Here is a 13,644-nt window from a genome sequence, read left to right as displayed (position 1 = left end):
GCCGCCGGCACAGAGAACCTGTGCCGGCGGCGTGCTTTTGGGCAATCCGATCAGTGGGTGACCAGCGCGTCGATCTCCGCCTTCACCTCGGCGGCGGGCTTCGCCTCCGCCTCGGGCGCCCATTCGATCGGCTCGACCGGACGCGTGAGGGCCCGGGCGAGGACTTCGTCGACCGTGCTGACCGGCACGATTTCGAGTCCGGCCTTCACATTGTCCGGAATCTCGGCGAGATCCTTCTCGTTGTCCTTCGGGATCAGCACCGTCTTGATGCCGCCCCGCAGGGCCGCGAGGAGCTTTTCCTTCAGGCCACCGATCGGGAACACCCGGCCGCGCAGCGTGATTTCGCCGGTCATGGCGATATCGCGCCGCACCGGGATCTGGGTCAGCACCGACACGATCGAGGTGACCATGCCCACGCCGGCCGAGGGGCCGTCCTTGGGCGTCGCGCCCTCGGGAACGTGAACGTGGATGTCGCTCTTCTCGAAGGCGGTCGGCTTGATGCCGAACGACAGGGCCCGGCTGCGGACATAGGAGGTCGCGGCCGAGATGGATTCCTGCATCACGTCGCCCAGCTTGCCGGTCGTCGTGACCTTGCCCTTGCCGGGCAGGACCACGCCTTCGATCTGCAGCAGTTCGCCGCCGACCTCGGTCCAGGCAAGACCGGTGACCACGCCGACCTGATCCTCCTCGTCGATCTCGCCGAAGCGGAAACGCTTCACGCCGGCGTATTTCTCGAGATTCTCGGGCGTCACCGTGATCGACTTCACGCCGTCCTGCAGGATCTCGCGGATCGCCTTCCGGGTCAGGTTGGCGATTTCCCGCTCCAGGCTGCGCACGCCCGCCTCGCGGGTGTAGTAACGCACCAGATCGCGCAGGGCATCGTCGGTGATCGACCATTCGCCCTTCTTCAGGCCATGTTCCTTCACCTGCTTGTCGATCAGGTGCCGCTTGGCGATCTCGATCTTCTCATCTTCCGTGTAACCGGCGATGCGGATGATCTCCATGCGGTCGAGCAGCGGCTGCGGCATACGCAGGGAATTGGCCGTGGTCACGAACATCACGTCCGACAGATCGTAGTCCACTTCGAGATAGTGGTCCGCGAAGGTCGCGTTCTGTTCGGGGTCCAGCACTTCGAGCAGGGCCGACGACGGGTCGCCGCGGAAGTCCTGGCCGAGCTTGTCGATCTCGTCGAGGAGGAACAGCGGATTGGCCGCCTTGGCCTTCTTCATCGCCTGGATGATCTTGCCGGGCATGGAGCCGATATAGGTGCGCCGATGGCCGCGGATTTCCGCTTCGTCACGCACGCCGCCCAGCGACATGCGGATGAACTGCCGCCCCGTCGCCTTGGCGATCGACTTGCCCAGCGAGGTCTTGCCGACGCCGGGCGGGCCGACGAGGCACAGGATCGGGCCTTTCACCTTGGTCGCGCGCTGCTGCACGGCAAGATATTCGAGGATGCGTTCCTTGACCTTGTCGAGACCGTAGTGATCCGTGTCGAGAACCTTCTGGGCCTCGCGGATGTCCTTCTTGACCCTCGACTTCTTGCCCCACGGAATCGACAGCAGCCAGTCGAGGTAGTTGCGCACCACCGTAGCCTCGGCCGACATCGGCGACATCGAGCGCAGCTTCTTGATCTCGGCCAGGGCCTTCTCGTTCGCTTCCTTCGAGAGCTTGGTCTTCTTCACCCGCTCCTCGATCTCGGCGATCTCGTCGCGGCCTTCCTCGCCCTCGCCCAGTTCCTTCTGGATCGCCTTCAGCTGCTCGTTCAGGTAATACTCGCGCTGGGTCTTCTCCATCTGGCGCTTCACGCGGCTGCGGATCTTCTTCTCGACCTGCAGCACGCCGATCTCGCCTTCCATCAGGCCATAGACCTTCTCCAGGCGCTCGGAAACCGTGGTGATTTCCAGCACTTCCTGCTTGTCCGAGACCTTGGTCGCGAGATGCGAGGCGACGGTGTCGGCCAGCTTCGAGGGGTCGTCGATCTGGTTGACCGAAACGAGGACCTCGGGCGGCACCTTCTTGTTCAGCTTCACATATTGCTCGAACTGCGAGACCACCGACCGCGCGAGGGCATCGACCTCGTGCTTGTCGCTCTCCTCGTCCGGCACCGCGACGGCGCGGGCCTGGAAGAAGGCTTCGTTCTCGACGAAATCGACGATGCGCGCGCGCGAGCCGCCCTCGACCAGCACCTTCACGGTGCCGTCGGGCAGTTTCAGCAGCTGCAGGACCGACGCGATGGTGCCGACGTCATAGACGTCCTTTTCGGTCGGATTGTCCTGCGCCGCATTGCGCTGGGCGACCAGCAGGATCTGCTTGTCGTCCTTCATCACATCTTCGAGCGCCTTCACCGACTTCTCGCGACCGACGAACAGCGGCACGATCATGTGCGGGAAGACGACGATGTCCCGAAGGGGCAGGACCGCATAGACCTGGGCGTCGCCGTGCTCGGTTGTCTTGCTCATGGGCTGTCTTTCAGAATGGGCCGAGGCAGGACCGGCCCGCACGCGGCACCGATCCCGTCGCCCGCAGGGGGGACAGACTTCTCTCCGCCATCCGGGGCAACCATCCGGCGGTTTGAATTATTAACGATGTGAGGGTGCCGGCGCCGCCATTCAAGGGGGCGCCGGTCACGGGGCGGTATGGGGCGCCGTCAGGCACCGCTCGCCTTGTCTTCACGCCGCTCCGCGTAGGAGTAGAGCGGGCGGGCCCGGCCTTCGACGACCTCGGCATTGACCACGACTTCCTCGACACCGTCGAGGGCCGGCAACTCGAACATGGTCTCGAGCAGGATCTGTTCCATGATCGAGCGCAGGCCGCGCGCGCCAGTCTTGCGGGCGATCGCCTTGCGGGCGACGGCCTTCAGCGCATCCTCGGTGAAGGAGAGCTTGGTGTTCTCCATGTCGAAGAGCCGCTGGTACTGCTTGAGCAGCGCGTTCTTCGGCACCGAGAGGATTTCCACCAGCGCCTCTTCCGACAGGTCGTTCAGCGTGGCGAGCACGGGCAGACGGCCGACGAATTCGGGGATCAGGCCGAATTTCAGCAGATCCTCGGGCTCGACATCCTTCAGGATCTCGCCGGTGCCGCGGTCGTCCGGCCCCTTGACCTCGGCGCCGAAGCCGATCGACTTGCCCTGACGGCGCCCGGCGATGATCCGCTCGAGGCCGGCGAAGGCGCCGCCGCAGATGAACAGGATGTTGGTCGTGTCCACCTGGAGGAATTCCTGCTGCGGATGCTTGCGGCCGCCCTGGGGCGGCACGCTGGCGACCGTGCCCTCCATGATCTTCAGCAAGGCCTGCTGCACGCCCTCGCCCGAGACATCGCGGGTGATCGAGGGGTTGTCGGACTTGCGGCTGATCTTGTCGACCTCGTCGATGTAGACGATGCCGCGCTGCGCCCGCTCGACGTTGTAGTCGGCGGCCTGGAGCAGCTTCAGGATGATGTTCTCGACATCCTCGCCGACATAGCCGGCCTCGGTCAGCGTCGTCGCGTCCGCCATGGTGAAGGGCACGTCGAGGATGCGGGCCAGGGTCTGCGCCAGCAGGGTCTTGCCGCAGCCGGTCGGGCCGATCAGCAGGATGTTCGACTTCGCGAGTTCGACATCGTTGCTCTTCGACGCATGGCTGAGGCGCTTGTAATGATTGTGGACCGCGACCGACAGCACGCGCTTGGCGTGGAACTGGCCGATCACATAGTCGTCCAGAACGCGGCAGATGTCCTGCGGGGTCGGAACGCCTTCGCGTCCCTTCACGAGGGTCGACTTGTGCTCCTCGCGAATGATGTCCATGCACAGCTCGACGCATTCATCGCAGATGAAAACGGTCGGGCCGGCAATGAGCTTGCGCACCTCGTGCTGACTCTTTCCGCAGAAAGAGCAGTACAGGGTGTTCTTGGAGTCGCTGCCGCTGAGCTTGGTCATCTTCACTCCATCCCATTCCCCGTGCCCGAATGCTAAAAGCCTTTTTGTGCATCGCACAAGGGGCTTTCACCACCGGGGACGGCGAGCGCCGATTGCGCCACTTCCTTGGCGCGGCGACGGACCGGCCCGACGGGGCACGAGTCAGGCACCGCTCCGGTGCCAGCCATGCTTCGATACGAGCATGGCTAACGGCTGCCTATCAAGTCATGTTTACGTTGGAAGACATTGCTTCCAGGTAAACATTCCAACCGCTGCGGGGCGAATACCAGCCGCCAGTCTCGCCCCGCCTTCTGTCCTCAGGCCGCGGCCTTGTCCGCCTCGGGGTCGGGACGGGCCGTAAACACCTGATCAATCAGGCCGAAATCCTTGGCCTGATCCGCCGTCATGAAATTGTCGCGCTCTAGCGCCTGCTCGATCTTCTCGACCGGCTGACCCGTGTGCTGAACATAGATTTCATTGAGACGCTTGCGCAGGGCGAGAATCTCGCGCGCCTGGATTTCGATGTCCGTCGCCTGCCCCTGGGCCCCGCCGGACGGCTGATGGACCATGATGCGGGAATTCGGCAGCGCGATGCGCATTCCCGGCGCGCCGGCCGCGAGCAGCAGCGACCCCATCGAGCAGGCCTGGCCGAAGCACACGGTCGAGACCTTCGGCTTGATGTACTGCATCGTGTCGTAGATGCCGAGGCCCGAGGTGACGACGCCGCCCGGCGAATTGATGTAGAGGGCGATGTCCTTCTTGGGGTTCTCGGCCTCGAGGAACAGCAGCTGCGCCGTGATCAGCGACGAGACCGCATCGTTCACCGGACCCACGAGGAAAATAATGCGCTCCTTGAGCAGACGGGAATAGATGTCGAAGGCCCGCTCACCCCTCGCCGTCTGTTCGACCACCATGGGCACCAGGGTGTTCATGGTGAATTCGTACGGATCCTTCATCATCATGTCGTCTCCTGCCCCTGCCCCAGATCTGAACGGCCGAATCTGAACGGCAGGGCTATGCCTAACGGTTAGCATCTGTCGATGCTTCGTGGCAATTTCAAGAACGGGGGGTCGGAGCACCGACCAAAAGTGCAGGGGAAGACGGCGCCTCACCTCGTCACCCCGGCCTTCGCCGGAGTGACGACGGAATTTCACCAAATCCCGATCAGCCCCTGCTCACAGCTCGACGACACGCTCCACCCCCGGCACGGCCTTGAAATGCTGGATCACCGTCGGGCTGACGGCGAAGCGCTCGGGCAGCTCGAATTCCAGCTCCCGCGCCTCTTCCTCGAAGCCGAGGACGATGGCGATGCGGCCCTTGCCCTTCGGCACCTTGGCGATGACGCCTTTCATGGCGTCGATGCTCTTCATGTCGGCGAGATAGAGGCGGACGCCCGCGCCCGCGTTGGCCACCACCCGGTCGAGACTGTCGATCTTCTGGGTCATCATGCGGACCATCTCGCCGTCGATGCGGCCGTCGACCTCGACGAGGACGGGCGTGCCCGGCTCCAGCAATTCGCGGCTCATCACGAGGACTTCGGAGAAGACGGTCAGTTCGACGACACCGGTCTGGTCGGTCAGCTTGACGAAGGCGAAGCGGTTGCCGCTCTTGGCCACCTTCTCCTGCCGCGACAGGACGATGCCGGCGATGCGCAGCTTGGCCTGACCCGAGGCGATGCGTCGCTCCACCTGCGCCAGCCGGGTGATGCCGAGGCGGTCGAGCACCTTGCCGTAGGAATCCATCGGATGGGCCGAGAGGTAGAAGCCGATGGCGTCGAACTCGTTGGCGGAGCGGTCCATGGCCGTCCAGTCCGGCACCTCGGGCAGGGTGAGCACATCGGCGGGACCGGCCGCGCCGCCGCCGAACAGGCTTTCCTGCTGGGACTGGCGCTCGCGCGTGGCGACGTCGGCGAAGCGGACGATCTGCTCGGCCCCGGTGCAGACCTTGGCCCGATTGCCGTCCAGACTGTCGAAGGCGCCGGCCTTGGCGAGATTTTCCACCTGGCGCCGGTTCAGCCATTTGGGGTCCAGCCGGTTGGCGAAATCGGCCAGGGAGCGGAAGCGCCCCTTCTCCTTCCGCTCGTTCAGCACCTTCTCGATCGCGTCGTGACCGATGATCTTGATCGCGGCCAGGGCATAGCGGATGGCATAGGAGCCGTCATCCCGCTGCTCCACCGCGAAATCGGCGTCCGAGCGGTTGATGTCGGGCTGGAGCAGCGGGATCTTCATCCGCGACAGCTCCTGCCGGAAGACATTCAGCTTGTCGGTATTGGCAAGGTCGAGGGTCATGATCGCCGCCATGAACTCGACCGGGTAATTCGCCTTCAGATAGGCGGTGTGATAGGCGACGAGGGCATAGGCGACCGCGTGGCTCTTGTTGAAGCCATAGCCGGCGAATTTGTTCACGAGGTCGAAAATCTCGTCCGACTTCCGGGGATCGACGCCCAGCTCCGCCGCGCCCGAATTGAAGCGCTCGCGCTGCTTGTCCATCTCCTCCTTGATCTTCTTGCCCATGGCCCGGCGCAGCAGGTCGGCGTCGCCAAGGCTGTAGCCCGCCAGGATCTGGGCGATCTGCATCACCTGTTCCTGATAGATGATGACGCCGTAAGTCTCCTTCAGCACGCCTTCCAGCTTGGGGTGCAGATAGTCCGGCGCCTCCTCCCCGTGCTTGCAGGCGATGTATTTGGGGATGTTGTCCATGGGGCCCGGGCGGTAGAGCGCCACCATGGCGACGATATCCTCGAAACAGTCGGGCTTCAGCTTCTTGAGGGCGTCGCGCATCCCCGAGGATTCGAGCTGGAACACGCCGACCGTATCGCCCCGCGCCATCAGTTCGTAGCTCGGTCTGTCGTCGAGCGGCAGGGCCGCGAGGTCGATGGTGATGCCGCGGTCCTTGATCAGCTTCACCGCGAGGTCGAGCACGGTCAGCGTCTTGAGGCCGAGGAAGTCGAATTTGATCAGGCCCGCCGGCTCCACCCATTTCATGTTGTACTGGGTAACCAGCATGTCGGAGCGCGGATCGCGGTAGAGCGGCACCAGATCGACCAGCGGCCGGTCGCCGATGACGACACCCGCCGCATGGGTCGAGGCGTGGCGGTACAGGCCCTCCAGCTTCAGGGCGATGTCGATCAGGCGCTTGACGTTCTCGTCCTCGTCCCGCGCCTGCTGGAGCCGGGGCTCCATCTCGATGGCTTCCTGCAGGGTGACCGGATTGGCCGGATTGTTCGGCACCATCTTGGCCAGCTTGTCGATATGGCCGAGCGGCATTTCGAGCACGCGGCCGACGTCGCGCATCACCGCCCGCGCCTGCAGCTTACCGAAGGTGATGATCTGGGCGACCTTGTCCGAGCCATATTTGTCGACGACGTAGCGGATCACCTGATCGCGCTTGTCCTGACAGAAGTCGATGTCGAAGTCGGGCATCGACACGCGCTCGGGGTTCAGGAAACGCTCGAACAGCAGGCCGAAGCGTAAAGGATCCACATCGGTGATCTGCAGCGCCCAGGCGACCAGCGAGCCCGCGCCCGAGCCGCGCCCCGGCCCGACCGGAATGCCGTGGCGCTTCGCCCACTGGATGAAGTCGGACACGATCAGGAAGTAGCCGGGAAACTTCATCTTGATGATGATGCCCAGCTCGAATTCCAGCCTTTCCCAATAGGTTACCGAAACTTCCTTGCGCTTTTCCTCATCCATGTCGGGGGTGAAGACATGGCGCGCGAGGCGCATTTCCAGCCCTTCCTTGGCCATGCGGCGGAGTTCGGAGATTTCGTCGTGCCCTTCGCCGCAGGGGAAAGGCGGCAGCAGCGGCCCCCGCGTTTTCGCCCGGATCGCGCAGCGTTTCGCGATGGCCAGGGTGTTATCCACAGCCTCCGGCAGATCGGCGAACAGCTCGCGCATCTCGTCCGCGGAGCGGAAGCGGTGGCCGGGTGTCAGATGGCGGCGCTCGGTATTGCCGACGGTCGAGCCCTCGGCGATGCACAGCAGCGCGTCATGGGCGGCGTAGGTCGCCTCGTCGGCGAAATAGCAGTCGTTGGTCGCGACCAGCGGAATGTTTCGCTCGTAGGCAAGGTCGATCAGGCCGGCCTCGGTCGCCTCCTCGTCCTCCATGCCGTGGCGCTGGATTTCGATATAGAGATGCCCCGGAAACATCGCCTCGAAGCGGGCCAGCAGCTCGCGCGCGGCATCCTTCTGACCCTCGAACAGCAGGCGGCCGACAGGCCCCTTGGCGCCGCCGGTCAGGCACAGCAGACCCTCGGTATGGGCGGCCAGCGTGTCGAGGCCGACCTCCGGCGGGCGGCCCGCCTCGGCCTCGACATAGGCGGCGCTGGACAGTTTCAGGAGATTGGCGAGACCGGCGGCATTCTGCGCCAGCAGCACCACGGGATCGGGATCGGGCCGCCGGCCGGCCCGGTCGGCCGAGCCGGGCGGCGCGATCGACAGCTGCACGCCCATGATCGGCTGCACCCCCGACTTCACCGCCGTGTCGGAGAATTCGAGGGCACCGAAGAGGTTGTTGGTGTCGGTGACGGCGATCGCCGGCATCCCCGCCTTCTGCGCCAGCCCGACCAGCTTCTTGACCGGGATCGCCCCTTCGGACAGCGAAAAGGCGGTATGGACGCGCAGATGCACGAAGGGGGCATAAGCCATGAGCGATTCTCCTGAAGCCCCAGTCTAGGACAGGGACGCCCCCTCTCCAACGCCGCGTCATTCCGGCGAAGGCCGGAATCTTCGGCCGTTGGGGCGCCCTCTGGTCGATTGGTCCCGGCCTGCGCCGGGACGACGACCGGGGATGTCATTCAGAGCGGAACCAGACGACCTTCGTGCATCTGGACCGTGCGGGTCATGCGCGCCGCCAGCGCCGGATTATGGGTGGCGATCAGGGCCGACAGGCCTTCGTCGCGGACAAGGTGCAGAAGCTCGCCGAACACGAGGTCCGCCGTCCGCTCGTCGAGATTGCCGGTCGGCTCGTCCGCCAGCAGCACCTTGGGACCATTGGCCAGCGCGCGAACGATGGCGACGCGCTGCTGCTCCCCGCCCGAGAGCTTGGCCGGGCGATGACCGGCCCGGGCGGCGAGGCCGACCTTGTCGAGGAGGAACATCGCCCGCTCCCGCGCCCTTGCCTTGGGCACGCCCGCGATCATCTGCGGCACCATCACGTTTTCCAGCGCGGTGAATTCCGGCAAGAGGTGATGGAACTGATAGACGAAGCCGAGGTGGGACAGGCGCAGCCCCGTCCGTTCCCGATCCGAGCGGTGACCGGCGGAAATGCCGCCCACCACAACCTCGCCCGAGGTCGGCTTCTCCAGCAGGCCGGCGATATGGAGGAGGGTCGACTTGCCGGCGCCGGACGGCCCGACCAGGGCGACGATCTCGCCCGGGAACAGCTCGAACTCGACGCCGCGCAGCACATCGAGCTTCTCCTCGCCCGAAACGAAGGTGCGGCGGATGCCGGAGAGGCGCAGCGAAGCGTCATTCATGGCGCAGGGCCTCCACCGGATCGAGCCGCGCCGCCCGCCACGACGGGTAAAGCGTCGCCAGCAGCGACAGGGCGAGCCCCATGAAGACCACGGTCACCGTCTCGTCGATTTCCATCTTCGCCGGAATCTTCGACAGGAAATAGATCTCGTCCGGGAACAGGCGGGCGCCGGTCAGGCTTTGCAGCGCCTGGCGGATCGCCTCGATATTCTCGCAGAAGACGACGCCGAGGGCGAAGCCGCCCAAAGTGCCGATCACCCCGATGGAGGCGCCGCAAATCAGGAACACGCGCATGATCGTGCCCCGCGTCGCGCCCATGGTGCGCAGGATGGCGATGCCCCTGCCCTTGTCCTTCACCAGCATGATCAGCGACGAAATGATGTTGAAGGCCGCGACGACGATGATCAGGGTCAGGATCAGGAACATCACGTTCCGCTCCACCGCCAGCGCGCCGAAGAAGGTGGCGTTCAGCACCTGCCAGGTCGTCGCCCTCGTACCGATGGGCGACAGGCCGACCAGCGCCTTGCCGACGGCGGCGGCATCGTCGGGCTGGCGGATCATCACCTCGATGGCCGAGACCCCCTCCCCCGTCCGGAAGAAGGCGCGGGCGGCGTCGAGCGGCATGAAGACGAAGGTACTATCGTATTCCGCCATGCCGAGATTGAACAGGCCGGCGATGCGATAGGCCTTCATGCGCGGCGTGGTGCCGACCACCGTCGTGGTGCCATTGGGCGACAGGATGGTGACGGAATCGCCGACCCGGACGCCCATGCGCTCGGCCATACGCTGACCGATCATCACGACATCGTCGCCGGTGAAATCGGCGACCGAACCGGCGACGATATTGCCGGCGACCAGCGGCAGCCGGGCAAGGTCGGATTGCGACAGCCCGCGCACGAGGCCGCCGCCCGCCTGGCCCCGGGCCGTGACCATCACCTGCGCCTCGACCATGGGCATGGCGCTGACCACATCCGGCAGGGCTTCGTATTTGGCCGCCAGATTGCCGTAGTCCGGCAGCGGACCGAACTGGGCCTGGACGACGACATGGCCATTGATGCCAAGGATGCGGCCCATCAACTCGGCCCGGAAACCGTTCATCACCGCCATGACGATGATCAGCGTCGCGACACCGAGCCCGATGCCGAGCAGGGAAAACCAGGCGATGATCGAGATGAAGCCTTCCTGACGCCGGGCCCGCAGATAGCGCCCGGCGAGCATCCATTCAAAGCGACCGAACATCCCGATCTCCCCCGCCGGCCTCAGGCCGCGGTAAACCTGGCCACGACGTCGTCGAGGGCGACTTCCGCGCGCTCGCCGGTCTTGCGGTTCTTCACCTCGACCACGCCCTTGGCAAGGCCGCGCGGCCCGACATGGACCTGCCAGGGCAGGCCGATCAGGTCCATCGTGGCGAATTTGGCGCCGGCGCGCTCGTCGGTGTCGTCATAGAGGGTCTCGACCCCGGCGGCCTCGAGCGCGGCATAGAGTTTGGCGGCGGCGGCGTCGACCGTGGCGTCCCCGGCCTTCAGGTTGATCAGGCCGACCTTGAAGGGCGCGACGCTTTCCGGCCAGACGATGCCGCCTTCGTCATGGCTCGCCTCGATGATGGCGCCCATCAGACGCGAGACGCCGATGCCGTAGGAGCCCATCTCGAGCTCGATCGACTCGCCATTCGGCCCGGCGACGACCGCGCCCATCGGTTTCGAGTATTTCGTGCCGAAATAGAAGATGTGGCCGACCTCGATGCCGCGGGCGGAAATCTGCTTCTCGGCCGGGACTTCGGCGGCGAAGCGGGCGGCGTCGTGCTTCTCGTCGGTCGCGGCGTAGAGGCCCGTCCAGCGCTCGATGATCGGGGTCAGGCTGGCCTCGAAATCGACCTTGGTGCCGAGGATGTCGTAATCGACCAGATCCTTGTGACAGAAGACGGCGCTTTCGCCGGTCTCGGCCAGGATGATGAATTCATGGCTCATGTCGCCGCCGATCGGGCCAGTGTCCGCCGCCATCGGGATCGCCTTCAACCCCATGCGGGCATAGGTGCGAAGATAGGCGACGAACATCTTCTCATAGGCCTTGCGCGCGCCTTCCTTGTCGAGATCGAAGGAATAGGCGTCCTTCATGAGGAATTCGCGGCCACGCATCACGCCGAAGCGCGGGCGCACCTCGTCGCGGAATTTCCACTGGATGTGATAGAGATTGCGCGGCAGGTCGCGGTAGGACTTCACGTTGTCGCGGAAGATCGCGGTGATCAGTTCCTCGTTGGTCGGGCCGAACAGCATCTCGCGCTCGTGGCGGTCGGTGATGCGCAGCATCTCCTTGCCATAAGCCTCGTAGCGGCCCGATTCCCGCCACAGGTCGGCCGACTGGATGGTCGGCATCAGCAATTCGATGGCGCCGGCCCGGTTCTGCTCCTCGCGCACGATCTTCTCGATGTTGCGCAGGACCTTGAGGCCCAGCGGCAGCCAGGAATAGATGCCGGCCGCCGACTGGCGGACGAGACCGGCACGCAGCATCAGCCGGTGCGAGACGATCTGCGCTTCGGCCGGGTTTTCGCGCAAGGTGGGCAGGAAATAGCGGGACAGACGCATGGCGGATTTCTCGTTGATCAGGCGGCGAAGGTAGGGAAATCGGGGCCGCCGCGCAATCTCCCCCGCTTGTAATCCGTGTCCGTGCCAGCGATGGCGGGATTCGGCGCGGCGAATCGCCACCCCCTCGACTTTAGTCGAAGCCCGCTGTCACAGAACCGTATGCGAATAGCCGATTCACGCGCCTTTAAGCCTGATAAAAAAGCATATTGCACTTTTTCGGGGCACACATGACGAAACCGCGTGACTCCCATGCGACGATTGAGTAGCATCCCTCTCACCGAAAGAGGGGGCCGGCTCGGCTCACCCAAGTTTAGGGAGGAAGCGCCGTCGGGGACATCAAGGCCGAAAAATAACGGCTGCCGACAGTGCACAGTGCAGAGTTAACGCAAGGCCCCACGGGGCCTTGTGTCGTTTCCGGGGCCTCCCTCGGGGGTTCTCACCACCGCTCTCATCCCGCGACAAATCTGGCGCCGATTGTGGTCTGCATCATGGCAATCGTGCGGCCATCGTGTGAATGTCGGCAAGTGCCCCGGGCACGACCGGCGCGCCAGAGCAGCCGCCGGGCCCTGAAAAAGAAAGAGGCCCAGATAAATGCGTGCAATCCCTGCGCTGAAAGGCGGATTGTTCGTGTTGCTTGCGATTTCGGCTTCTGCGGGCCCCGCCCTCGCCGAGGACCTGACCTTCACCCTGAACAACGCCACCGGCGCCGCAGTGACGGAATTCTATCTCTCCCCCGCCAATGTCGATGACTGGGAAGAGAATCTGCTGGGCAATGATGCCCTGCCCGCCGGCACGGCGACAGATGTGACGGTCGCCGACGGCCGCACGACCTGCCTTTATGACATAAAGACCGTGTTCAAGGACGGCGACGAGGTCGACGACCGCGGCATCGACCTGTGCCAGCTGGGCGCCTATACGATCCACGAATGAGGGCGGGGCCGGCGGCCTCTGTGCAGACGCCGGCCCGCTTTCCCGCGCTCAGGGCGCTTCCATGAAGGCGCGATAGCCGAGCAGATCGTATTCGACGACGACAGAGAAGGCGGCGAGAAGCACCAGGGTGATGCCCGTGGTGATCAGCGCCTTCTTGAGCATGGGCGGGCGATGCGGGATGCCCGAGGGGATGCCCGATTCCGACGCAGCACCCGCCTCTTCGTTGCTGCGCACACCCCAGGGCAGGACGGCGAAAAACACCAGCCACCAGGTGATCGAGAAAAAGACGATACCGCCGATGACGGTCATGACGCGATCCGCATGGTGCAGAGGGACCGAGGCGGCTTACGCCGCCTTGGCCACTTCCTCGATCTCGACGAGGGTGCCGAGGAAATCCTTCGGGTGCAGGAACAGCACCGGCAGGCCATGGGCGCCGATCTTGGGATTGCCATCGCCCAGCACGCGGGCGCCTTCCGCCTTCAGCTTGTCGCGGGCCGCGAGGATATCCTCGACTTCGTAGCAGACATGGTGGATACCGCCGCCCGGGTTCCGCTCGAGGAAATTGGCGATCGGCGACTTCTCGCCCAGGGGATAGAGCAGCTCGATCTTGGTGTTCGGCAGCTCGACGAAGACGACGGTGACGCCGTGATCCGGCTGGTCGATGGGGGCCGAGACCTTGGCGCCGAGGGTGTCGCGATAAAGGGCGGTTGCCGACGAAAGGTCGGGCACGGCAAGGGCGATATGGTTGAGGCGTCCGATCATG

10 protein-coding genes are annotated in these 13,644 nt (G+C 64.7%); 1 reads left to right on the top strand and 9 read right to left on the bottom strand.

Annotation, left to right across the window (positions count from 1 at the left end):
• Window positions 1–50 precede the first annotated feature (50 nt).
• The 7 genes from lon to proS form a co-directional block, all read right to left on the bottom strand.
• Window positions 51–2,462 (bottom strand): endopeptidase La, encoded by a 2,412-nt coding sequence (lon, locus tag DKG74_RS01070; RefSeq protein ID WP_109901728.1) that lies wholly within the window; start codon window positions 2,460–2,462, stop codon window positions 51–53.
• Window positions 2,463–2,650: 188 nt separating this feature from the next.
• Window positions 2,651–3,916, bottom strand: coding sequence for an ATP-dependent Clp protease ATP-binding subunit ClpX (gene clpX / locus DKG74_RS01065; RefSeq protein WP_109902603.1), 1,266 nt, complete (start codon window positions 3,914–3,916; stop codon window positions 2,651–2,653).
• Window positions 3,917–4,212: 296 nt separating this feature from the next.
• Complete coding sequence (clpP, locus tag DKG74_RS01060; RefSeq protein ID WP_422645531.1) at window positions 4,213–4,851, bottom strand: ATP-dependent Clp endopeptidase proteolytic subunit ClpP; 639 nt, start codon at window positions 4,849–4,851, stop codon at window positions 4,213–4,215.
• Between the two features lie 219 nt (window positions 4,852–5,070).
• Window positions 5,071–8,541: a DNA polymerase III subunit alpha gene (dnaE, locus tag DKG74_RS01055; protein WP_109901726.1), complete on the bottom strand. Its 3,471-nt coding sequence runs from the start codon at window positions 8,539–8,541 to the stop codon at window positions 5,071–5,073.
• Window positions 8,542–8,690: 149 nt separating this feature from the next.
• Complete coding sequence (locus tag DKG74_RS01050; RefSeq protein ID WP_109901724.1) at window positions 8,691–9,371, bottom strand: ABC transporter ATP-binding protein; 681 nt, start codon at window positions 9,369–9,371, stop codon at window positions 8,691–8,693.
• Complete coding sequence (locus tag DKG74_RS01045) at window positions 9,364–10,608, bottom strand: lipoprotein-releasing ABC transporter permease subunit (RefSeq protein ID WP_109901722.1); 1,245 nt, start codon at window positions 10,606–10,608, stop codon at window positions 9,364–9,366. The genes DKG74_RS01050 and DKG74_RS01045 overlap by 8 nt, the downstream gene beginning before the upstream one ends.
• A gap of 20 nt (window positions 10,609–10,628) precedes the next feature.
• Window positions 10,629–11,951, bottom strand: a complete 1,323-nt coding sequence (gene proS, locus DKG74_RS01040; protein WP_109901720.1) for a proline--tRNA ligase — start codon at window positions 11,949–11,951, stop codon at window positions 10,629–10,631.
• A gap of 621 nt (window positions 11,952–12,572) precedes the next feature.
• On the opposite strand from proS, the gene DKG74_RS01035 reads away from it, so the two are divergent.
• Window positions 12,573–12,881 (top strand): hypothetical protein, encoded by a 309-nt coding sequence (locus DKG74_RS01035; protein ID WP_207779187.1) that lies wholly within the window; start codon window positions 12,573–12,575, stop codon window positions 12,879–12,881.
• 48 nt (window positions 12,882–12,929) lie between these two features.
• Here the strand turns inward: DKG74_RS01035 and DKG74_RS01030 are convergent, their stop codons facing one another.
• Window positions 12,930–13,190, bottom strand: coding sequence for a DUF1467 family protein (locus DKG74_RS01030; protein ID WP_109901716.1), 261 nt, complete (start codon window positions 13,188–13,190; stop codon window positions 12,930–12,932).
• A 36-nt stretch (window positions 13,191–13,226) separates the two neighbouring features.
• Window positions 13,227–13,643, bottom strand: a complete 417-nt coding sequence (gene mce / locus DKG74_RS01025; RefSeq protein ID WP_109902599.1) for a methylmalonyl-CoA epimerase — start codon at window positions 13,641–13,643, stop codon at window positions 13,227–13,229.
• Window position 13,644 lies beyond the last annotated feature (1 nt).

The organism is Zavarzinia aquatilis (assembly GCF_003173035.1).
Taxonomy (GTDB): domain Bacteria; phylum Pseudomonadota; class Alphaproteobacteria; order Zavarziniales; family Zavarziniaceae; genus Zavarzinia; species Zavarzinia aquatilis.
This window is presented reverse-complemented; position numbering and strand designations above follow the sequence as displayed.